Raw genomic sequence first — 22073 nt, forward strand, 5'->3', positions numbered from 1 at the left:
GATGGCGGAACTGACGACACAAACCGTTGCGCCTGCGCTGCCGCGCGCGCAGAGCCGGGTGCTGAAGAAATTCCTCGCGAACAAGAGCGCAGTGGCTGGCGCAGTGATAGTGGGTTTCTTTGTGCTGGTGGCGCTGCTGGCGCCATGGGTAGCCCCGTTCGATCCGGTCAAGGCTAACTTCCTGGCGGTGCGCAAAGCGCCGTCGGCGATGTACTGGTTCGGCACCGACGAGCTGGGGCGCGACATCTTATCCCGCATTATCTGGGGGGCGCGCACCTCGCTGATGGCGGGCTGCATGTCGGTGGTTATCGCGGTGGTCATCGGCGTGCCGCTGGGGCTGGTGGCAGGTTACTTCCAGAAGATGTGGGACGGGGTGATCTCGCGCGTTATCGAGGCACTGCTGGCCTGCCCGTTCCTGATCATGGCGATCGCGCTCGGGGCGTTTTTAGGCCCGAGTCTCACCAACGCGATGATCGCCATCGGCCTTTCCGCCATGCCGATCTTCGCCCGCCTGACGCGCGGCCAGGTGATCGCCATTCGCAACGAAGAGTACATCGACGGCGCGCGGGCGATTGGCCTGCCGGATCGCTGGATCATCATCAAATACGTCCTGCCCAACGTGATGTCGCCGATCCTGGTCCAGGCCACGCTGGCTATTGCCTCGGCGATTATCGCCGAAGCCAGCCTGTCGTTTTTAGGGCTGGGGCAGCAGCCGCCCAACCCGTCCTGGGGCTCGATGCTCAACACCGCGAAAGGGTTTCTTGAGCAGGCGCCGTGGATGTCCATTTTCCCCGGCGTGGCGATTTTCCTCGCCGTGCAGGGCTTTAATTTACTCGGCGACGGGCTGCGCGATGCGCTCGATCCGCGCCATGACTAAGGAGTCATGATGACCAAAGCGCTTGATTTTACGTCCGGTTACCTTTCACGTCGCCCACCGATGATGGGCCATAACGCGGTGGCAACGTCTCAGCCGCTGGCGGCGCAGGCGGGGATGAAGATGCTGCAACTGGGCGGGAATGCCGTTGATGCGGCCATTGCCACCGCGATGGCCCTGACGGTGGTCGAGCCGACCGGCAACGGGATTGGCAGCGATGCCTTCGCCATTGTCTGGGACGGTGAAAAATTGCACGGACTGAACGCGTCGGGTCGTTCACCGGCGAGCTGGCATGCGGATCTGTTTGCCGGAAAAACTGCGGTGCCGGAAATCGGCTGGGACGCGGTGACCGTACCGGGGGCGGTATCCGGCTGGGTCGCGCTGGCGGAACGCTTCGGCACGCTGCCGCTGACCACCCTGGCGCAGCCTGCGGTTGACTACGCGCGCAACGGTTTCCCGGTCTCGCCGCTGATTGGGCATCTCTGGCAGCGCGGCTATCTCAAGCTGAAAGATCAGCCGGGCTTCAGCGCCTGCTTCGCGCCGGAAGGCCGCGCCCCGCGCGTGGGGGAGATTTTCCGTAACCCGGCGCAGGCGAACTCACTGGAGCTGATTGCGAGAACCAACGGCGAGGCGTTTTACCGTGGCGAGCTGGCGCAGAAAATTGCCGCCTTTGCCAAAGAACACGGCGCGCACCTGACGGCGGAGGATCTGGCTAACCATCGCGTCGACTGGGTAGAGCTGCTGTCACGCGACTTCGCGGGCGGTTCGGTGCAGGAGCTGCCGCCGAATGGCCAGGGGATTGCCACGCTGATTGCGCTGGGCATTCTTGAGCAGTGTGGTATTGAGAAGCACCATCCGGATTCCGTGCAGTCCCTGCACCTGTCCATTGAGGCGATGAAGCTGGCGCTGGCGGACCTCGACCGCTACGTGGCGGATGAAGATCATATGGCGTTCGCGGCAAAAGAGTTGCTGAGCGACGCTTATCTGAAGTCGCGTGCGGCGCTGATCAACCACGACAGCGCGTCTGATTTTGTCTACGGTTCCCCGACGCAGAGCGGCACGGTCTACATCAGCACTGCGGACGCCAGCGGGATGATGGTCTCGTTTATTCAGTCCAACTATATGGGCTTTGGGTCCGGGATTGTGGTGCCGGATACCGGGATCAGCCTGCAAAACCGCGGCTGCGGATTTGTACTGGATCCTGAGCACCCGAACGCACTGGCGGGCAGCAAACGTCCGTTCCACACCATCATTCCGGGCTTTGCGATGGACGGTAACGGTAAGCCGCTGATGTCCTTCGGCGTGATGGGCGGGCCGATGCAGGCGCAGGGTCATATGCAGATGGCGCTGCGCATTATGCTGCACGGGCAAAACCCGCAGGCGGCCATCGATGCCCCGCGCTGGCGCGTGGTACAGGGCAGGGAGGTGATCGTCGAATCGACGTTCGATCGCAATACTATCGCGGCGCTGCGCGAGCGCGGGCACCACATCGTGGTGGAGGATCCGCTTCAGGATTACAACTTCGGTGGAGCCCAGGTGATTTACCGGATGCCGGAAGGGCACTACGTGGCCGCGACGGAGAGCCGCAAAGACGGGCAGGCGTTGGTGAGTTAATGTTTTATCCTCCCTCTCCCTTTGGGCTGAGGGATCCCCAGTAATTTTTTACCTGAAGCGATGAACGTTGCTTCAGCAAAATTAATGACTTACAGCGATGCTCTGGTCCGGCTGTAAATCGCCGAAGCGTTTCCGTAAGGCCGGGGCGAGGCGCAGGGATGCGCCGAGAGGGCGTGGCCTGCAGGGATGCAGGCTCATGCCCGACCCGATAGCCTGGAGGAATAAGCTGAGGGTACCGCGAAGCGGCGATTTACCGCCGGGAGCCCGGGTCGCCAGGGCGGTGGCGATTGAGCCGCCCTGGCACGTTCACTGGTCATGTTGTTACAGAGTAGCATTGAACATAAAGTGAACGGAATGTCCACCAGAGCCGTATGTTCCCCCTCACCCCAGCCCTCTCCCTCAAGGGAGAGGGGGTTGTCTGTGCAGGCATTATTTTGTGGGGATTCCTCAGCCCTTTGGGAGAGGGTTGGGGTGAGGGGAAAATTTCAGCCAATGCTAAACGGATCCGCGTCCTGCCATGCCGGAAACTTCTCGCGATACTCCTGCAATGCCGTCAATGACAGCTCGGCATCAATCCGCGTCGCCTGATGCGGCTCGGCGGTGGCGATAATCTCGCCCTGCGGATTCACCACCCGGCTGTCGCCGCGATAGTGATGCCCGTTGCCGTCAGTTCCTACGCGGTTACAGCCCACCACATAGGCCTGGTTTTCAATTGCGCGCGCCACCAGCAGCGACTGCCAGTGCAGGGAGCGCGGCGCAGGCCAGTTGGCGACATACAGCGCCAGGTCGTAATCGTTGCGGTTGCGTGACCACACCGGGAAGCGCAGGTCATAGCAGACCAGCGGCAAAATACGCCAGCCGCGCCATTCAAAAACCACGCGCTCGTTACCCGCTTCATAGTGATGATGTTCATCCGCCATGCGGAACAGGTGACGTTTATCGTAAAAATGCACTTTCCCTTCCGGCTCAACCAGCAGGAAGCGGTTCACCGGCCCGCGTTCGGTTTGCAGGGCGGCGCTGCCGGCAATCAGCGCGTGAGTCTGCTGCGCTTTGGTATGCATCCAGGCGACCACCTCCTCCTGCGGCATTGACTGTTTTGCCGCTTCCATGGCGAAGCCAGTGGTGAACATCTCCGGCAGGACAATCACATCACGCCCGGTAATGTCTTCCAGTTGACGATCAAAATGGCGCAGGTTGGCGGGGCCATCCATCCACACTAAAGGTTGCTGCAAAATAGAAATCTTCAGACCAGGCACAATTCAGACTCCTCAAACGACCGCTTTTTGACACTGTAGCACGACATAAAGAGAAAATGTGGCAATAAAAAACCCCGCGCGCGGCGGGGTTTGTGCAGGCGAAACGGGTTATGCCGCTTCAGGTTTACGGTGCTTCTCCGGCAGCTTTACCGGCTGCGTCGCCAGCTCGTCCGGTTCGAAATCATCCACGTTAATGCTGCGCAGACGGCTCTCTTCGGCTTTCACCAGCAGGGCTGCTTCATCTTTACTGATAATGCCACCGGCCAGCGCCTGTTTCGCCAGTTCGTCCAGACGGGTAAACGGCAGGTTTTTGCCCAGCTGTTTACAGATTTTCTGGTGAATCGGGTCGGCGGCCATCACGTCCAGCAGCGCCTCTTCCAGCAGACCCACCGGGTTATGCGGGGTTGGGGCCAGATACTGACCACGGCCGATACGGGAGCGGGTTGCGCTCGGTACCTGCAGGATCTTCGCCACTTTGTGGTCCAGCTTGTCCGACGGCGCCAGATGATGACGACCGGTCGGGAAGATCACCGCGCGCAGGGCGCCGGCGACAAAGCGGTTCGGGAAGTTTGCCAGCAGATCGTCAATCGCCTGTTCTGCCTGATACATCGCATCCTGAACGCCCCAGTGCACCAGCGGCAGATCCGCTTCCTGACGGCCTTCATCGTCGTAGCGTTTCAGCACCGCAGAGGCCAGGAAAATCTGGCTCAACACATCCCCCAGACGGGCAGAGATACGTTCGCGACGCTTCAGGCTGCCGCCAAGTACGGCCATAGAGACGTCGGACAGCAGCGCCAGGTTGGCACTCAGACGGTTAAGATGCTGGTAATAACGTTTTGTCGCATCGCCGGTTGGCGTCGCGCTGGTAAGACCGCGCGTCAGGCCCAGCCAGAAGCTGCGCACCTTGTTGCTGCCCACGTGACCGATATGTTTGAACAACAGTTTATCGAAGGCATCCACGTCGTTATTTTGCGCAGCGGCCATCTCTTCCAGGACATAAGGATGGCAGCGAATCGCCCCCTGACCGAAGATCATCATGCTGCGGGTCAGAATGTTTGCCCCTTCAACGGTGATGGCAATCGGTGCGCCCTGATAGCCGCGCGCCAGGAAGTTGCCTTCGCCGAGCATAATGCCTTTACCGCCTGCGATATCCATCGCGTCAATGATCGACTGCTGCGCGCGGTGGGTACAGTGGTACTTCACAATGGCGGACAGTACGGCCGGTTTTTCGCCCAGCATGATGCCGTAGGTAATCAGCGACGCGGCGGCGTCCATCACGTAAGCGTTGCCCGCGATACGCGCCAGCGGCTCTTCGATACCTTCCATCTTGCCGATGGAGATTTTGAACTGACGGCGGATATGGGCGTACGCGCCAATCCCCATCGCCACAGACTTCAGACCACCGGTTGAGTTCGACGGCAGGGTAATACCGCGACCCACCGACAGACATTCCACCAGCATACGCCAGCCCTGACCGGCCATTTTCGGGCCACCGATGATGTAGTCAATCGGCACAAAGATATCCTGACCGCGGGTTGGGCCGTTCTGGAACGGCACGTTCAGCGGGAAGTGACGACGACCAATTTCAACGCCTGGCGTCGAGGTAGGGATCAGCGCACAGGTAATGCCCAGATCTTCTTCGCCGCCCAGCAGTCTTTCCGGGTCAGAGAGCTTAAAGGCCAGACCCAGCACGGTAGCGATAGGCGCCAGCGTGATATAACGCTTGTTCCAGGTGAGGCGCATACCCAGCACCTGCTCGCCCTGCCATTCGCCCATGCAGACCACGCCGGTATCCGGGATCGCGCCCGCATCGGAGCCTGCTTCCGGGCTGGTCAGCGCGAAGCAAGGGATTTCCTGACCACGTGCCAGACGCGGCAGGTAGTAATCTTTCTGCTCTTCGGTACCGTAATGCTGCAGCAGTTCGCCCGGGCCTAAGGAGTTAGGCACGCCCACGGTAATCGCCAGGATCCCGGAAACGCCCGCCAGCTTTTGCAGTACACGCGCCTGAGCGTAGGCGGAGAATTCCAGACCGCCGTACTCTTTCTTAATGATCATCGCGAAGAAGCGATGCTCTTTCAGATACGCCCACAGCTCGGGCGGCAGATCGGCCATTTCATGGGTAATGGCAAAGTCGTTCGCCATACGGCACGCTTCTTCCACCGGGCCATCAATAAAGGCCTGCTCTTCAGCGGTCAGACGCGGCTGCGGGTAGTTATGGAGCTTTTTCCAGTCGGGGTTGCCCTGGAACAGATCGCCTTCCCACCAGGTCGTACCGGCATCAATCGCCTCTTTTTCCGTACGCGACATCGGCGGCATCACCTTGCGGAAACCTTTGAACACCGGCGCGGAGATCATGGATTTACGCATCGGGGCAAGGTTAAACGGCAGGAGAATGATGGCCAGCGGGACCAAAAGCCAGATAGTCCACAGACCGGCGACGCCAAGCGCAGCGGTCCAGGCCAGAAGGATCAGGCTGCTCAGAAATAAACTGACGCGGTGATAGAACAACACACCGAGCAGAACAACAGTTGCGAGAATGCTCAAAATCATCATAAAGAAAAGCTCCCTTGCTTGTAGGAGGTCTGACCACTTGTGATGATATGGTTGTAGTTGATGTTATTTCCTTTAGCAATGTGTTTACAAAATAATTACAACCTGGTTCACATTGTTCGCGTTTTCGCCGGCACGAAAAAGCAAAACGCCAGGGGATTCGTATGGCTTTAGCTTCTCGCTTTTACCGCTATCCGGTACACTCCACTGTGTTATTTCATCAATACTGAAGGATTATCCTCATGTACCAGGATCTTATTCGTAACGAACTGAACGAAGCGGCGGAAACGCTGGCTAACTTTCTGAAAGATGATGCCAATATTCACGCTATTCAGCGCGCGGCGGTCCTGCTGGCCGACAGTTTCAAAGCCGGTGGCAAAGTGCTTTCCTGCGGTAACGGCGGTTCCCACTGCGATGCCATGCACTTTGCAGAAGAGCTGACCGGACGCTATCGTGAAAACCGTCCGGGCTACCCTGCGATCGCGATTTCCGACGTGAGCCATATCTCCTGCGTGAGCAATGACTTTGGTTACGACTACGTCTTCTCCCGCTACGTTGAAGCGGTGGGTCGTGAAGGTGACGTGCTGCTGGGGATCTCTACCTCGGGCAACTCTGCAAACGTGATCAAAGCGATCGCTGCCGCACGTGAAAAAGGGATGAAAGTCATCACCCTGACCGGTAAAGATGGCGGTAAGATGGCCGGTACGGCGGATATCGAAATCCGTGTGCCGCACTTCGGTTATGCTGATCGTATTCAGGAAATTCACATCAAAGTGATCCACATCCTGATTCAGCTGATCGAAAAAGAGATGGTTAAGTAAGACTTCGCTGGGGGCACCCTTGCCCCCGCTGTTGTGGAGGTGACGTATGTGCGAACTGCTCGGGATGAGCGCCAATGTGCCAACCGATATCTGCTTTAGTTTCACCGGGCTGGTGCAGCGCGGTGGAGGAACCGGGCCGCATAAAGACGGCTGGGGCATTACCTTCTACGAAGGCAAAGGGTGTCGCACGTTCAAAGATCCACAGCCCAGCTTTAACTCACCGATTGCCAAACTGGTGCAGGACTATCCCATCAAGTCGCGCTCGGTGATCGCCCATATTCGCCAGGCAAACCGCGGCGAAGTGGCGCTGGAAAATACGCATCCGTTTACCCGTGAACTGTGGGGCCGTAACTGGACCTACGCGCACAATGGGCAACTCACGGGCTATAAGTCGCTGGAGACGGGCAATTTCCGCCCGGTAGGCGAAACCGACAGCGAAAAAGCTTTTTGCTGGCTGCTGCATAAGCTGACGGAGCGCTATCCGCGAACCCCGGGCAACATGGCGGCGGTGTTTAAATACATCGCGACGCTGGCCACTGAGCTGCGCGAAAAAGGCGTGTTCAACATGCTGCTCTCTGACGGGCGCTATGTGATGGCGTTCTGCTCGACGAACCTGTTCTGGATCACCCGTCGTGCGCCGTTTGGCGTTGCAACGCTACTCGATCAGGATGTGGAGATAGACTTTCAGAAAGAGACCACACCGAACGATGTGGTCACTGTCATTGCAACGCAGCCGCTGACGGGCAACGAAACCTGGCAAAAGATTATGCCAGGCGAGTGGGTACTATTTTGTCTCGGGGACCGTGTAATTTGACGCCAGCTGTGGATGGACAACTTCGTGGCTCAGCGGCTTGCTGACCACGTAACGGCCATCCACCACCGAGACAACAGGCGGCTTGTGCGTCTGCTCGAAGTAGTCATAGCCTGGTTTCAGCTGTTTCCAGAAATCCGCGTAGTAAGAGTACTTGTGACGCGCCATGTTGGCATCGGTCATGCGGAACGGATAGATGCTGACCTGAACGTTAGGCTGACCAAAGACCAGCGCACCGGTGACAAACTGGAAAATCTCATCAATGCCGGAATCGGTCATCGCGTAGCAGCCGATAGAGACGCAGGCACCGTGGATCATCAGGTATTTACCTTCGTAACCGTGCGCACGGTCAAAGGCATTCGGGAACCCGATGTTGATGGCTTTATAGAAGCGGCTGTCCGGTTTGAGCTGGCTACGCTGAACGTTGTAAAACCCTTCCGGACTTTTGAAATCGCCCTGACGCTGTTTTGGCCCTAATCCACCGGAGTAGTTACATATTTTGTAGCTATCAAGCAGCTGATATGTCTCACCCATTTTTACAAACAGATCGAGAGTGCGTTCTTCCTTGAAGATCTGAATATAAACCGGCGATCCCATTAACTGCTGTTTATATTCTTTGCTGATCGGCGTCGTTGAGCTGTTACTGCTGAGCAGCCCGGCAAACGACATGCACGGAATCAGAAGCATCGCAATGAACAATGCGATTTTACGCATACTACTAGTTCCTTGATAAAACCATGACCAACTTGCCAGGACGGCAAAAGAGACCCGAAATCAGATTATTCTGTTAGGAGCGCTCACATTAGCACCGCCAGAGATTTTCGCAAGAGCCGGGCGGTGAGTTTACAAATTAGTTTTACTTTATAAACCATCGAAATCGCGTTGACTCCAGGAACTTTGCGTATTAGCTCGCAATTTGGCGCGCGTAACGGCGGATTACCTGCCCGCGAGAAGGGGAAAATGTTACACTTCGCGCCCACTGGATTGTTGTTCATGGAAACCTGCTAACCACATGTTTAAAATCAAAAAAGGACTTGATCTGCCGATTGCAGGCGTGCCAGAGCAGCACGTTTCGACAGGCGCAAGTGTCCGTCATGTCGCCATTGTGGGCGACGACTACCTGGGAATGCGTCCTTCAATGCGGGTAGAGGAAGGCGATCGCGTTATCAAAGGCCAGGCACTCTTTGAGGACAAAAAAAATCCCGGCGTGATGTTCACCGCACCCGCGAGCGGTACCGTAGTGGCGATCAACCGTGGCGAACGGCGCGTTCTGCAGTCGGTGGTTATCCGCATTGAAGGCGATGAGCAGTGTGAATTCGCCCATTACGACACCGCAGATCTCGCATCGCTAAGCCGCGACGCTGTTCAGGCTCAGCTTCTGGCGTCCGGTTTATGGACCGCGCTTCGTACGCGTCCCTTCAGCAAATCCCCTGTTCCGGGTACGGAGCCGGCCGCGATTTTCGTGACGGCAATGGACACCAACCCGCTCAGCGTGGATCCACAACCGGTTATTCTGGCGCAGCGTAAAGCCTTTGATGCCGGACTGACCCTTTTAACCCGCCTGACATCGGGGAAAGTCCACGTTTGCCAGGCCGGCGGCGGTAAGCTCGGCGGCCATCCGCAGGGGCAGGTTACGTTTAATACGTTTGCGGGGCCGCATCCGGCGGGGCTGGTCGGGACGCACATCCACTTCCTTGAGCCGGTAAGCCTGACGAAACAGGTCTGGCATCTTAACTATCAGGATGTTATTGCCATCGGTAAGCTGTTCACCACCGGTGAACTGAGTGCGGAACGCATCATTGCGATTGGCGGGCCGCAGGCTAAGCATCCGCGTCTGGTGAAAACGCTGCTGGGCGCGGACATCAATGAACTGCTGGCGGGGGAAATCAAAGAGGGTGAAAACCGCCTGATTTCCGGTTCCGTTCTCAGTGGCCGCCATGCTGTTGATGCGCACGCCTATCTGGGACGTTTCCATTTGCAGGTGAGCATTGTGCAGGAAGGCCGAGACAAAGAGCTGTTCGGCTGGGTACTGCCCGGTGCGGAAAAATTTTCCGTCACCCGTACCACGTTAGGTCACTTCCTGAGTAACAGGCTGTTTAACTTCTCGACCACTACGCACGGTGGCGAGCGCGCCATGGTCCCGATTGGCAACTACGAGCGCGTCATGCCGCTGGATATTCTGCCAACCATGCTGCTGCGCGATCTGCTCGCTGGCGATACCGACAGCGCGCAGGCGCTGGGCTGCCTTGAGCTTGACGAAGAAGATCTGGCGCTCTGTACCTATGTCTGTCCGGGAAAATACGAATATGGACCCGTATTGCGCGAGGTGTTAACCCGCATTGAGCAGGAAGGATAACCGATGGGCTTAAAACACCTCTTTGAAAAAATTGAGCCGCACTTTACCGAAGGGAAGCTCAAAAAGTACTACCCGCTGTATGAAGCAACGGCGACCATTTTCTATACGCCGGGGCTGGTGACGAAAGGGGCGGCGCACGTTCGTGACGCCATCGACCTTAAGCGGATGATGATCCTGGTCTGGTTTGCGGTTTTCCCGGCGATGTTCTGGGGGATGTACAACGTCGGTCTGCAGACCATTCCGGCGCTGCACCATATGTATGATGCACAGCAGCTGGCGCAGGTGCTCCAGTCAGACTGGCACTACCGTCTGGCCCAGTCGTTGGGTGTGAGCTTTGCGCCAGACGCAGGCTGGGTGAGCATGATGACGCTGGGTGCGGTGTTCTTCCTGCCGATTTACATCACGGTCTTTATCGTGGGCGGCTTCTGGGAAGTGCTGTTCGCCATCATTCGTAAACATGAGATCAACGAAGGCTTCTTCGTAACCTCCATTCTGTTTGCCCTGATTGTCCCACCCACCTTACCGCTCTGGCAGGCGGCGCTGGGCATCAGTTTCGGCGTGGTGATTGCCAAAGAGATCTTCGGCGGCACCGGGCGTAACTTCCTCAACCCGGCACTGGCGGGGCGAGCGTTCCTGTTCTTTGCGTATCCGGCGCAAATTTCGGGTGACCTGGTATGGACAGCGGCCGACGGTTTTTCCGGCGCAACGCCGCTTTCACAGTGGGCGGCACACGGCGGCGAAACGCTGGTCAACAACGCCACAGGCCAGCCTGTCACCTGGTTTGACGCCTTTATTGGCAACATACCGGGCTCCATCGGGGAAGTCTCCACGCTGATGATTTTGATTGGTGGGGCGATCATCCTGTTTGGACGCGTGGCCTCCTGGCGAATTGTGGCTGGTGTGATGATCGGCATGGTGCTGACCGCCACGATGTTCAATGTTATCGGTTCGACCACCAACCCGATGTTCTCCATGCCCTGGTACTGGCATCTGGTGCTGGGTGGCTTCGCGTTCGGCATGATGTTTATGGCAACCGACCCTGTCTCTGCCTCGTTTACGGATAAAGGCAAATGGAGCTATGGCGTACTCATTGGCGCGATGTGTGTCTTGATCCGCGTGGTTAACCCGGCGTACCCGGAAGGGATGATGCTGGCCATTCTGTTTGCCAATCTGTTTGCGCCACTCTTCGATTACCTGGTGGTGCGGGCCAACATTAAGCGGAGGAAGGCGCGTGGCTGAGGTTAAAAATAACGACAGCATCAGCAAAACGCTGCTGGTGGTGCTGGTGCTCTGTCTGGTCTGTTCGATTGTCGTGGCCGGCTCTGCCGTGGGGTTAAAACCCCTGCAGCAGGCGCAACGTGCGCTGGATAAACAGCGCAATATCCTGGCCGTCGCCGGGCTGATGCAGGAAGGGATGAGTGCAGACGACGTCTCGGCGGTCTTTGCGGAGCGTATCTCGCCACGTCTGGTGGATTTAAAAACCGGACAACTGCTGGATAAAGACCCGGCGAAGTATAACCAGGCGCTGGCGCTGAAAGATCCGCAGATGAGCCTGACGCTGGACGCGTCACAGGATCCGGCTGGCATTAAACGTCGCAGCAATCTTGCTGAAATTTATCTCGTTCGTGACGCCCAAAAACGCATTCAGGAAGTAGTGCTTCCTGTCTACGGTAACGGCCTGTGGTCAATGATGTATGCCTTTGTGGCCCTGGATACAGATGGTCGCACCGTAAAAGGCATCACGTATTACGACCAGGGGGAAACACCGGGTCTGGGTGGCGAAGTGGAAAACCCGAACTGGCGGGCGCAGTTTATCGGCAAGAAAGTGCTTGATGACAACGGGCTACCCGCGCTGAAAGTGATGAAAGGGGCGGCACGTCCCGGTGACGACTACGCGGTAGACGGACTGTCCGGCGCCACGCTCACCTCAAAAGGCGTGCAGCACAGTTTTGATTTCTGGATGGGCGAGTTGGGCTTTGGGCCTTTCCTGAAAAACGTACGTGAAGGAGCGCTGAACAATGGCTGATACCGGTGAACTGAAAGAAGTCAAAAAGGTTCTCATTGGCCCACTGCTCGCCAATAACCCGATAACGCTGCAGGTGCTGGGCGTCTGTTCAGCCCTGGCAGTAACGACCAAGCTGGAAACGGCGGTGGTGATGACGCTGGCGGTAACGCTGGTAACCGCGTTTTCCAGCATGTTTATCTCCATGATCCGCCACCACATTCCCAACAGCGTGAGGATCATCGTGCAGATGGCGATCATCGCCTCGCTGGTTATCGTGGTCGATCAGCTACTGCGCGCCTTCGCCTATGAAACCTCGAAACAGCTCTCGGTGTTTGTTGGGCTTATCATCACCAACTGTATCGTGATGGGGCGTGCGGAAGCCTACGCCATGAAAATGCCGCCGCTGGCGAGCTTTATGGACGGTATCGGCAACGGCCTCGGCTATGGCGTGATCCTGCTGACAGTGGGGTTCCTGCGTGAGCTCATTGGCAGCGGTAAATTATTTGGCATCACGGTGCTGGAGACGGTGCAAAACGGCGGCTGGTATCTGCCAAACGGCCTGTTCCTGCTGGCCCCTAGCGCATTTTTCATTATCGGTTTGTTGATCTGGCTGATTCGTACGTTGAGACCAGAACAGCAGGAAAAGGAGTAACCGACGATGGCTCATTACCTGAGTTTGTTTGTGCGGGCGGTGTTTGTTGAAAACATGGCGCTCGCGTTTTTCCTCGGCATGTGTACGTTCCTTGCGGTGTCCAAAAAAGTGTCGACGGCATTTGGTCTGGGCGTGGCGGTCACCGTGGTGCTCGGCTTATCGGTGCCGATTAACAACCTGGTGTACAACTTCGTACTGCGGGACGGCGCGCTGGTAGAGGGCGTTGATCTCAGCTTCCTGAATTTCATCACCTTTATTGGTGTGATTGCCGCGCTGGTGCAAATCCTGGAGATGATCCTCGATAAGTACTTCCCGTCACTCTACAACGCGCTGGGGATCTTCCTGCCGCTGATCGCGGTGAACTGCGCCATCTTCGGCGGCGTTTCGTTTATGGTTCAGCGTGATTACAACTTCAGTGAGTCCGTGGTGTACGGCTTCGGTTCCGGCATCGGCTGGATGCTGGCGATTGTCACCATGGCGGGGATCCGCGAAAAAATGAAATATGCCAACGTGCCTGCAGGGCTGCGTGGCTTAGGGATCACCTTTATCACCACCGGGCTGATGGCGCTGGGCTTTATGTCCTTCTCCGGTGTGCAGCTATAAGGGCTAACAGATGGAAATAATACTTGGCGTGGTGATGTTCACGCTGATTGTACTGGTGCTGTCAGGGCTTATTCTGGCGGCGCGTGCGAAGCTGGTGAATTCCGGCGACGTAGTGATTGATATTAACGACGAGCCGCAGAATCAGATCCGCACCCCGGCGGGGGATAAACTGCTCAATACGCTCTCGGGTAACGGCATTTTTGTCTCCTCAGCATGCGGCGGCGGCGGCTCCTGCGGGCAGTGCCGCGTGACGGTAAAAGAGGGCGGTGGCGATATTCTGCCAACCGAGCTGGCGCATATCACCAAACGTGAGGCAAAAGAGGGCTGCCGTCTGGCCTGCCAGGTCGCGGTGCGTCAGAACATGAAAATTGAGCTGCCGGAGGAAATTTTCGGCGTCAAAAAATGGGAGTGTGAGGTTATCTCTAATGATAACAAAGCCACCTTTATTAAAGAGCTGAAGCTGCGGGTGCCGGAAGGGGAAGATGTCCCGTTCCGAGCCGGGGGATACATTCAGATTGAATGTCCGGCGCACACCGTGGCGTATGCGGACTTTGACGTGCCGCAGGCGTATCGTGCCGACTGGGACAAATTCAATCTTTTCCGCTTTGTGTCGGAGGTGAAAGAGCCGACGCTGCGTGCCTACTCTATGGCCAACTACCCGGAAGAGAAGGGCATTATCATGCTCAACGTGCGTATTGCCACGCCACCGCCGAACGTGCCGGATGCCCCGCCGGGCGTCATGTCGTCGTACATCTGGTCCCTGAAGCCGGGCGATAAGGTAACGATCTCCGGCCCGTTTGGTGAGTTTTTTGCCAAAGATACCGACGCGGAAATGGTGTTTATCGGCGGCGGTGCCGGTATGGCCCCGATGCGCTCGCACATCTTTGACCAGCTCAAACGACTGGGCAGCCAGCGTAAGATCAGCTTCTGGTACGGTGCGCGCTCCCTGCGCGAAATGTTCTATGACGATGAGTTTGAACAGCTGGCGCGTGAAAATCCGAACTTTACCTTCCATGTGGCGCTCTCCGATCCACAGCCGGAAGATAACTGGACGGGCTATACCGGGTTCATCCATAACGTGCTGTATGAAAACTACCTTAAACAGCATCCGGCACCGGAAGACTGCGAGTTCTATATGTGTGGGCCGCCGATGATGAACGCTGCCGTGATTAAGATGCTAAAAGATCTCGGTGTGGAAGATGAGAACATCCTGCTCGATGACTTTGGAGGCTGATGATGCTGACCTTTCTGGCTACCTTCGTGGTTTTCGTGCTCGTCATTTTCGGCATGGCGTTAGGCTGGATCGTTAAGCGGAAAAGCCTTCAGGGCAGCTGCGGCGGCATTACTTCCATTGGGATGGAAAAGGTGTGCGACTGCCCGGAACCGTGCGATGCGCGCAAAAAACGGATGGCCCGCGAACAGCAGCGCATTATTTAGTCTGGTAGGTCGGGTAAGGCGAAGCCGCCACCCGGCGTTCTTATATCCACTTCTCAACCCTCATTTATTTACTGTATACTTATCCAGTGATGAGTGAGGGCTTACTATGCGCAAAATTATCCATGTTGATATGGACTGCTTTTTTGCCGCAGTGGAGATGCGTGACAACCCGGCGCTGCGGGATATCCCCATTGCGATAGGCGGCAGCCGCGTTCAGCGGGGGGTCATCAGCACCGCCAACTATCCTGCGCGCAAATATGGCGTGCGCAGCGCCATGCCGACGGCGATGGCGCTGAAGCTCTGCCCTCATCTCACGCTTTTACCCGGTCGGTTTGAGGCATACAAAGAAGCCTCAAACCATATCCGTGAAATCTTCTCCCGTTATACCTCCCTGATAGAGCCGCTGTCGCTGGACGAGGCCTATCTGGATGTTACCGACAGCGTGCACTGCCACGGCTCCGCCACGCTGATGGCGCAGGAGATCCGTCAGACAATTTTCAACGAGCTCAATCTGACGGCATCGGCGGGCGTGGCACCCGTAAAATTCCTCGCCAAAATTGCCTCCGATTTAAATAAGCCCAACGGTCAGTACGTTATTACCCCGGAGGAGGTGCCTGCGTTTTTAAAAACGCTGCCGCTTGGCAAAATTCCCGGGGTGGGAAAAGTCTCTGCCGCAAAGCTGGAAAGTATGGGATTACGCACCTGCGAAGATGTGCAGCGCAGCGATCTGGCCATGCTGCTCAAACGCTTTGGGAAGTTTGGCCGCGTGCTGTGGGAGCGCAGCCAGGGGATTGACGATCGCGATGTGAACAGCGAACGGTTACGGAAATCCGTCGGCGTTGAGCGAACCCTCAGTGAAGATATTCATGACTGGTCCGAATGCGAGTTTATTATCACAGAACAGCTCTACCCGGAGCTGGAACGACGCTTAATCAAGGTGAAGCCGGACCTGCTTATTGCACGACAGGGCATCAAGCTGAAATTCAATGACTTTCAGCAGACCACACAGGAACACGTCTGGCCGCGTCTGAATAAAGACGATCTCATCGCGACGGCGAAAAAGGCCTGGGATGAGCGGCGGGCAGGGCGCGGAGTCAGGCTGGTGGGGTTGCACGTCACGTTGCTGGATCCGCAGTTAGAGCGACAGCTGGTATTGGGCCTGTAAAAAAACCGGTGGCGCGACGGTGTTCACCCTCTCCCTTTGGGCTGAGGAATCCCCAGTAATTTTTTACCTGAAGCGATGAACGTTGCTTCAGCAAAATTAATGACTTACAGCGATGCTCTGGTCCGGCTGTAAATCGCCGAAGCGTTTCCGTAAGGCCGGGGCGAGGCGCAGGGATGCGCCGAGAGGGCGTGGCCTGCAGGGATGCAGGCTCATGCCCGACCCGATAGCCTGGAGGAATAAGCTGAGGGTACCGCGAAGCGGCGATTTACCGCCGGGAGCCCGGGTCGCCAGGGCGGTGGCGATTGAGCCGCCCTGGCACGTTCACTGGTCATGCCGTTACAGAGTAGCAAGGAACATAAAGTGAACGGAATAACCTCTACAGCCGTATGTTCCCCCTCACCCCAGCCCTCTCCCTCAAGGGAGAGGGGGTTGTCTGTGCAGACATTATTTTGTGGGGATCCCTCAGCCCTATGGGAGAGGGCTGGGGTAAGGCTATTACTTAGCAGGAATCGCTTTCAGCAGTTCAGTCAGCAGAGTCCAGTAATGGCCCACGCTTTCGATATGAACCTGCTCATCCGGCGAGTGCGGCCCGGTAATGGTTGGCCCGATAGAAACCATGTCCATGTCTGGATACGGTTTTTTGAACAGACCACATTCCAGACCCGCGTGGATCACCTGAATGTTCGGCGTGCTGTTGAACAGACGCTGGTAAGTTTCACGCACCAGTGCCATCACCGGCGAGCTTGCGTCCGGCTGCCAGCCCGGGTAGCTGCCTTTGGCGGAGGTTTTTGCACCGGCCAGCGTACCCAGAGATTCCAGCATGCTCACCACATACTCTTTACCGCTGTCGATAAGGGAACGGATCAGGCAGATGATTTCTGCGCTGTCGTCGCTCATGGTTACTACGCCCACGTTCAGTGAGGTTTCCACCACGCCTTTCGCCACGTCGGAGTTACGGATCACGCCGTTTGGCGTCGCGTTCAGCAACTGAACGAAGGTGTCACGAGACTGTGCGGTCAGCGCGGCTTTATCCGTTGAGACGGATTCCAGCACCACGGTCAGGTTTTTCTCTTTCGCGGACAGTTCGTTTTTCAGGATATCCAGGTAAACGCTGGAGAGTTTTTTCAGCTCGTCCGCTTTTCCGGCCGGTACAGCGACAGTCGCGAAGGCTTCACGCGGGATCGCGTTACGCAGCGTACCGCCGTTGAAATCCACCAGACGCAGATCCAGCTCAGCCGCGTGGCCTGCCAGGAAGCGCGCCAGCAGTTTGTTGGCGTTGCCCAGACCCAGGTGAATGTCACCGCCGGAGTGGCCGCCTTTCAGCCCTTTCAGCGTCAGCTTAAAGGTCTGGAAACCGGCAGGAATCGCTTCGCGTGACAGCGGCAGGGTAGAGATGAAATCAATCCCGCCCGCACAGCCCATGTAGATCTCGCCTTCTTCTTCGGAGTCGGTGTTGATCAGAATATCCGCCTGCAGCCAGTTCGGCTGAAGACCAAACGCCCCATCCATGCCCGCTTCTTCGGTCATGGTCAGCAGCACTTCCAGTGGACCGTGCTGAACGCTGTCGTCAGCCAGCACTGCCAGCGCGGAGGCCATACCGATTCCGTTATCTGCACCCAGAGTGGTGCCGCGCGCTTTCACCCAGTCGCCGTCGATGTAGGGCTGAATAGGATCTTTAGTGAAGTCGTGAACGGTGTCGTTGTTCTTCTGTGGCACCATGTCCAGGTGCGCCTGCAGCACAACCGGTTTACGGTTTTCCATGCCTGCAGTAGCCGGTTTGCGGATCAGAATGTTGCCAACCTGGTCGCGTTCAGCGTGCAGACCTTTTTCCTTCGCCCAACCCATAATATGTTCGGCAAGCTGTTCTTCATGGTAGGACGGGTGTGGAATGGAGCAGATTTTGGCAAAAATATCCCACAGCGGCTGCGGAGATAGTTGAGACAGTTCAGACACGATAAGTCTCCTTGTCGATGCTCTGCAAACAGGGTTGCAGGTCACAGGGTTAGCAGGTTAATAGTCACCACAAGTCAGGCTTGCGAGATGAAACTGAGAATACCACTTTCTCTGCTGGCTGGTAGCATAAAGCATGTAAAAACTCAGGCAGAGGGCGCTAAACACTGGTTTTTAGTGCGTCAGATCTCTATAATCTCGCGCAACCTGGTTCACCCTCATTTTTTTAAGCCGTATATAAACAGGCTGGGACACTTCACATGAGCGAAAAATACGTCGTCACCTGGGACATGTTGCAGATCCACGCACGCAAACTGGCTGCGCGTCTGATGCCTTCCGAACAGTGGAAAGGCATTATTGCCGTCAGCCGTGGCGGCCTGGTACCGGGGGCGCTGCTGGCACGTGAGCTGGGTATTCGTCATGTCGATACCGTTTGCATCTCCAGCTATGACCATGACAACCAGCGCGAGCTGAAAGTGCTGAAACGCGCGGAAGGCGACGGCGAAGGTTTCATCGTTATTGATGACCTGGTGGATACCGGTGGTACTGCGGTGGCCATCCGCGAAATGTACCCGAAAGCGCATTTCGTCACTATCTTCGCGAAACCGGCGGGTCGCCCTCTGGTTGACGATTACGTGATTGATATTCCTCAGGATACCTGGATTGAACAGCCATGGGATATGGGCGTGGTGTTCGTACCGCCAATCTCAGGTCGTTAATTCCAGACCGCAATTATTTTAACGCCCGGTGATGCCGGGCGTTGTTTTTTTTAGTCTGACGCGCGTTACAATAGTCTCTATATGACGTATCCATGGAGGCAACGCAATGACGCAGGCCAATCTCACCGAGACGCTGTTCAAACCCCGTTTCAAGCACCCTGAAACCTCGACGCTGGTGCGCCGTTTTAACCCGGGTACCCAGCCTGCCGTCCAGTCCGCGTTAGACGGTAAAAACGTCCCCCACTGGTACCGAATGATTAACCGCCTGATGTGGATCTGGCGCGGTATCGACCCCCGTGAAATTCTCGATGTGCAGGCGCGCATCGTGATGAGTGAAGCCGAACGGACCGACAGTGAACTCTACGATACGGTGGTGGGCTACCGCGGCGGAAACTGGATCTACGAATGGTCTAAACAGGCGATGCTCTGGCAGCAAAAAGCCAGCCAGGAAGAGGATGCCATGCTCAGCGGCAAGCACTGGCTGCATGCGGCCAATCTCTACGCCATTGCCGCCTATCCTCACTTAAAAGGCGACGAACTGGCCGAGCAGGCGCAGGCGCTGGCCAATCGCGCCTATGAAGAGGCGGCTCAACGCTTGCCGGGCCAGATGCGTGAGCTCGAGTTTACCATTCCGGGTGGGTCATCCGTTACCGGGTTCCTGCATATGCCGGAAGGTGAAGGTCCGTTCCCGACCGTACTGATGTGCGGGGGGCTGGATTCATTGCAGATCGACTATTACAGCCTGTATGAGCGTTACTTCGCACCAAAAGGGATCGCGATGCTGACGCTGGATATGCCCTCTATTGGTTTTTCATCCAAATGGAAACTGACTCAGGATTCCAGCCTGCTGCACCAGCATGCGCTAAAAGCGCTGGAAAATATTCCCTGGGTCGACCACACCCGCGTGGCGGCATTTGGCTTCCGTTTTGGCGCGAACGTTGCGGTGCGTCTGGCCTACCTTGAATCTTCTCGTCTGAAAGCCGTGGCCTGTCTTGGCCCGGTGGTTCACGCTCTGCTCAGCGACCCCGCCCGCCAGGGCAGCGTGCCGGAGATGTACCTCGACGTGCTGGCCAGCCGACTGGGTATGCATGATGCATCAGACGAAGCGCTGCGCGTTGAGCTTAATCGCTACTCGTTAAAAACGCAGGGCCTGCTGGGCCGCCGCTGCCCGACGCCGATGCTTTCGGGGTTCTGGAAGAACGATCCGTTCAGCCCGGAAGAAGAGTCGCGTTTAATCACGTCGTCATCTGCGGATGGCAAATTGCTTGAGGTGCCGTTCAGCCCGGTCTATCAGAATTTCGACAAAGCGCTGAAAGAGATTACGCGCTGGATCGCGCAGAGATTGTGTTAATAGATTGCTAAATTTCGCTGGTTTGGTAAAACAGTGGCTTCACAAAAGGAGATCGCAATGACGTTACCGAGTGGACACCCGAAAAGTAGATTGATTAAGAAGTTCATGGCTCTTGGCCCGTATATTCGAGAAGAGCAGTGTGAAGAGAATCGCTTTTTTTTCGACTGCCTGGCTGTATGCGTCAACGTGAAGCCTGCACCCGAAAAACGTGAATTCTGGGGCTGGTGGATGGAAATGGAAGCAGAAGAGAAACGTTTTACCTATAGCTACCAGTTTGGCCTGTTTAATAAAGACGGCAACTGGCAGGCTACCACCATTAAAGATCAGGAAGTGATCGATCGCCTGGAATATACGCTCAAAGAGTTCCACGACAAGGCGCGAGATTTGCTGGCCACGCTGGATCTGAAGCTTGAGCCCGCAGATAATTTTTCCAGTGAAGCGGCGAAACTAACGGCCTGATGCTCTTCTCTCTCCCTGTGGGAGAGGGCACCAGACCGCATTAATCCCCGATAAAAAAACCGGCATCAAGCCGGTTTTTTTATGTCTGCATTATCAGAACTGGTAGGTCATCCCCAGGGCAACGATATCGTCGCTGCTCACACCCAGTTTATTATCGTCATCAATCTGGTTGATTTTATAATCAACAAACGCGGACATATTTTTGTTGAAATAATATGTCGCGCCGACATCGATGTATTTCACCAGATCTTCATCACCGATACCTTCGATATCTTTGCCTTTAGACTGGACATAACCCAGGGACGGACGCAGACCGAAATCAAACTGATATTGTGCAACCAGTTCGATGTTCTGGGCTTTATTGGCGAAGCCACCTGAAATTGGGGTCATATTGCGGGTTTCAGAGTACATTGCCGCCAGGTAGATATCGTTCGCGTCATATTTCAGGCCGGTTGCCCAGGCTTCGGCTTTTTTGCCTTCGCCGCGCGTCAGCAGGTTCTGAGCGTTGGTACGGTCAGAGTTGGTGTATGCGCCGCTCATCGCGAAATCGCTGCCACCGAAGTCATAGGTCAGAGAAGTACCGAAACCGTCACCGTTCTGTTTTTTAACGTCACGGTTTTCGTTTTTACCCTGGTATTGAAGTGTCATGTCCAGGCCGTCAACCACGCCGAAGAAGTCGGTGTTGCGGTAGGTGGCAAGACCGGTAGCACGCTTGGTCATGAAGTTATCGGTCTGGGCGGAAGAGTCACCGCCGAACTCCGGGAACATATCGGTCCAGGCTTCCACGTCATACAGTGCGCCCAGGTTACGACCATAATCCAGAGAACCGAAGTCTTTCAGTTTCAGACCAGCAAACGCCAGACGCGTTTTCTGAGAGGAGTCGCTCTCGGCTTTGTTACCCGCAAATTCGGATTCCCAGCGGCCATAGCCCGTCAGCTGATCGTTAATCTGTGTTTCGCCTTTAAAACCGAAACGAACGTACGTCTGGTCACCGTCTTTAGAATCATCATCACTGATGTAGTGCATGGCTTTTACTTTGCCGTACACGTCCAGTTTATTACCGTTCTTATTATAAACTTCTGCGGCGTGAACCGATGCACAAGCCACTACGCCCGTAACCACTAATGCCAGAGTGCTCTTTTTCATTTTCGATCCTGTCTTATAAACGCGCTAAAAAATTCGCTGGACGATAAGCGTCGGCTTAAGTCCCGTGAAAAAACAGGAAGGGTTTTATCGCTCTGCAATGAAACTTTTATGACAAACTAAGAATAATTTTAAAAAACTGTGATTTATTATTTCGGTAATAAAAGTGTCAATTTTCACCGCTACGCTTCCTGATCCCGCGCAACAAAGTGTTTCGCGATGTGCTAAGGCAGTTGGCAACCGGGCTGACTCCTGTTAAAACGTTCGTTCGACATTACTTTCCCTTATCGTTGAACGGCAGAGAATC

20 protein-coding genes are annotated in these 22073 nt (G+C 56.1%); 15 read left to right on the plus strand and 5 right to left on the minus strand.

Annotated features, from left to right (window positions below):
- The first annotated feature begins 1 nt into the window (after window position 1).
- Window positions 2–877 carry an ABC transporter permease gene (locus tag GM298_RS10370; RefSeq protein ID WP_095450628.1) on the plus strand — a complete coding sequence of 292 codons (876 nt, stop codon included), beginning with the start codon at window positions 2–4 and terminating at the stop codon, window positions 875–877.
- A gap of 9 nt (window positions 878–886) precedes the next feature.
- Window positions 887–2488 carry a gamma-glutamyltransferase family protein gene (locus tag GM298_RS10375; RefSeq protein ID WP_126801742.1) on the plus strand — a complete coding sequence of 534 codons (1602 nt, stop codon included), beginning with the start codon at window positions 887–889 and terminating at the stop codon, window positions 2486–2488.
- Between the two features lie 485 nt (window positions 2489–2973).
- Here the strand turns inward: GM298_RS10375 and GM298_RS10380 are convergent, their stop codons facing one another.
- Together GM298_RS10380 and fadE are read right to left on the minus strand one after the other, a co-directional pair.
- A complete protein-coding gene (locus GM298_RS10380; RefSeq protein WP_045285103.1) occupies window positions 2974–3744 on the minus strand; it encodes an amidohydrolase in 771 nt (256 codons plus the stop codon).
- A 108-nt stretch (window positions 3745–3852) separates the two neighbouring features.
- On the minus strand, window positions 3853–6297 hold the full coding sequence (gene fadE / locus GM298_RS10385) for an acyl-CoA dehydrogenase FadE (protein ID WP_266154071.1): 2445 nt from the start codon (window positions 6295–6297) through the stop codon (window positions 3853–3855).
- Between the two features lie 239 nt (window positions 6298–6536).
- Here fadE and lpcA point away from each other — a divergent pair, with 239 nt between their 5' ends.
- Together lpcA and GM298_RS10395 are read left to right on the plus strand one after the other, a co-directional pair.
- Window positions 6537–7115 carry a D-sedoheptulose 7-phosphate isomerase gene (lpcA, locus tag GM298_RS10390; protein ID WP_025760181.1) on the plus strand — a complete coding sequence of 193 codons (579 nt, stop codon included), beginning with the start codon at window positions 6537–6539 and terminating at the stop codon, window positions 7113–7115.
- Window positions 7116–7161: 46 nt separating this feature from the next.
- Entirely contained in the window at window positions 7162–7929 is a 768-nt protein-coding gene (locus GM298_RS10395) for a class II glutamine amidotransferase (RefSeq protein WP_008500262.1), read from the plus strand.
- Here the strand turns inward: GM298_RS10395 and dpaA are convergent.
- Complete coding sequence (gene dpaA / locus GM298_RS10400) at window positions 7900–8640, minus strand: peptidoglycan meso-diaminopimelic acid protein amidase (protein WP_025760182.1); 741 nt, start codon at window positions 8638–8640, stop codon at window positions 7900–7902. The genes GM298_RS10395 and dpaA overlap by 30 nt on opposite strands.
- Window positions 8641–8938: 298 nt before the next feature.
- On the opposite strand from dpaA, the gene GM298_RS10405 reads away from it, so the two are divergent.
- The 8 genes from GM298_RS10405 (at window position 8939) to dinB (ending at window position 16144) form a co-directional block, all read left to right on the plus strand.
- Window positions 8939–10282: a Na(+)-translocating NADH-quinone reductase subunit A gene (locus GM298_RS10405; protein ID WP_266154072.1), complete on the plus strand. Its 1344-nt coding sequence runs from the start codon at window positions 8939–8941 to the stop codon at window positions 10280–10282.
- A 3-nt stretch (window positions 10283–10285) separates the two neighbouring features.
- Window positions 10286–11521, plus strand: a complete 1236-nt coding sequence (locus GM298_RS10410; RefSeq protein ID WP_008500258.1) for an NADH:ubiquinone reductase (Na(+)-transporting) subunit B — start codon at window positions 10286–10288, stop codon at window positions 11519–11521.
- Window positions 11514–12308 (plus strand): Na(+)-translocating NADH-quinone reductase subunit C, encoded by a 795-nt coding sequence (locus tag GM298_RS10415; protein WP_025760185.1) that lies wholly within the window; start codon window positions 11514–11516, stop codon window positions 12306–12308. Before GM298_RS10410 ends, GM298_RS10415 begins: the two co-directional genes overlap by 8 nt.
- Entirely contained in the window at window positions 12301–12939 is a 639-nt protein-coding gene (locus GM298_RS10420; protein WP_025760186.1) for an NADH:ubiquinone reductase (Na(+)-transporting) subunit D, read from the plus strand. Before GM298_RS10415 ends, GM298_RS10420 begins: the two co-directional genes overlap by 8 nt.
- Before the next feature lie 6 nt (window positions 12940–12945).
- Entirely contained in the window at window positions 12946–13542 is a 597-nt protein-coding gene (gene nqrE / locus GM298_RS10425; RefSeq protein ID WP_023334613.1) for an NADH:ubiquinone reductase (Na(+)-transporting) subunit E, read from the plus strand.
- Between the two features lie 10 nt (window positions 13543–13552).
- On the plus strand, window positions 13553–14776 hold the full coding sequence (gene nqrF, locus GM298_RS10430; protein WP_025760187.1) for an NADH:ubiquinone reductase (Na(+)-transporting) subunit F: 1224 nt from the start codon (window positions 13553–13555) through the stop codon (window positions 14774–14776).
- Window positions 14776–14979 (plus strand): (Na+)-NQR maturation NqrM, encoded by a 204-nt coding sequence (nqrM, locus tag GM298_RS10435; protein WP_025760188.1) that lies wholly within the window; start codon window positions 14776–14778, stop codon window positions 14977–14979. The genes nqrF and nqrM overlap by 1 nt, the downstream gene beginning before the upstream one ends.
- Before the next feature lie 106 nt (window positions 14980–15085).
- On the plus strand, window positions 15086–16144 hold the full coding sequence (gene dinB, locus GM298_RS10440; protein WP_025760189.1) for a DNA polymerase IV: 1059 nt from the start codon (window positions 15086–15088) through the stop codon (window positions 16142–16144).
- 495 nt (window positions 16145–16639) lie between these two features.
- Here the strand turns inward: dinB and pepD are convergent, their stop codons facing one another.
- Window positions 16640–18097 (minus strand): cytosol nonspecific dipeptidase, encoded by a 1458-nt coding sequence (pepD, locus tag GM298_RS10445; RefSeq protein WP_262784461.1) that lies wholly within the window; start codon window positions 18095–18097, stop codon window positions 16640–16642.
- A gap of 257 nt (window positions 18098–18354) precedes the next feature.
- Here pepD and gpt point away from each other — a divergent pair, with 257 nt between their 5' ends.
- The 3 genes from gpt (at window position 18355) to crl (ending at window position 20623) form a co-directional block, all read left to right on the plus strand.
- Complete coding sequence (gene gpt / locus GM298_RS10450) at window positions 18355–18813, plus strand: xanthine phosphoribosyltransferase (protein WP_003863205.1); 459 nt, start codon at window positions 18355–18357, stop codon at window positions 18811–18813.
- 106 nt (window positions 18814–18919) lie between these two features.
- Complete coding sequence (frsA, locus tag GM298_RS10455) at window positions 18920–20164, plus strand: esterase FrsA (protein WP_025760275.1); 1245 nt, start codon at window positions 18920–18922, stop codon at window positions 20162–20164.
- A gap of 57 nt (window positions 20165–20221) precedes the next feature.
- Entirely contained in the window at window positions 20222–20623 is a 402-nt protein-coding gene (crl, locus tag GM298_RS10460; protein WP_025760274.1) for a sigma factor-binding protein Crl, read from the plus strand.
- 93 nt (window positions 20624–20716) lie between these two features.
- Here the strand turns inward: crl and phoE are convergent, their stop codons facing one another.
- Window positions 20717–21769: a phosphoporin PhoE gene (gene phoE, locus GM298_RS10465; protein WP_266154073.1), complete on the minus strand. Its 1053-nt coding sequence runs from the start codon at window positions 21767–21769 to the stop codon at window positions 20717–20719.
- Window positions 21770–22073: the final 304 nt, after the last annotated feature.

It is taken from the genome of Enterobacter sp. HSTU-ASh6 (assembly GCF_026319105.1).
GTDB lineage: Bacteria > Pseudomonadota > Gammaproteobacteria > Enterobacterales > Enterobacteriaceae > Enterobacter > Enterobacter sichuanensis.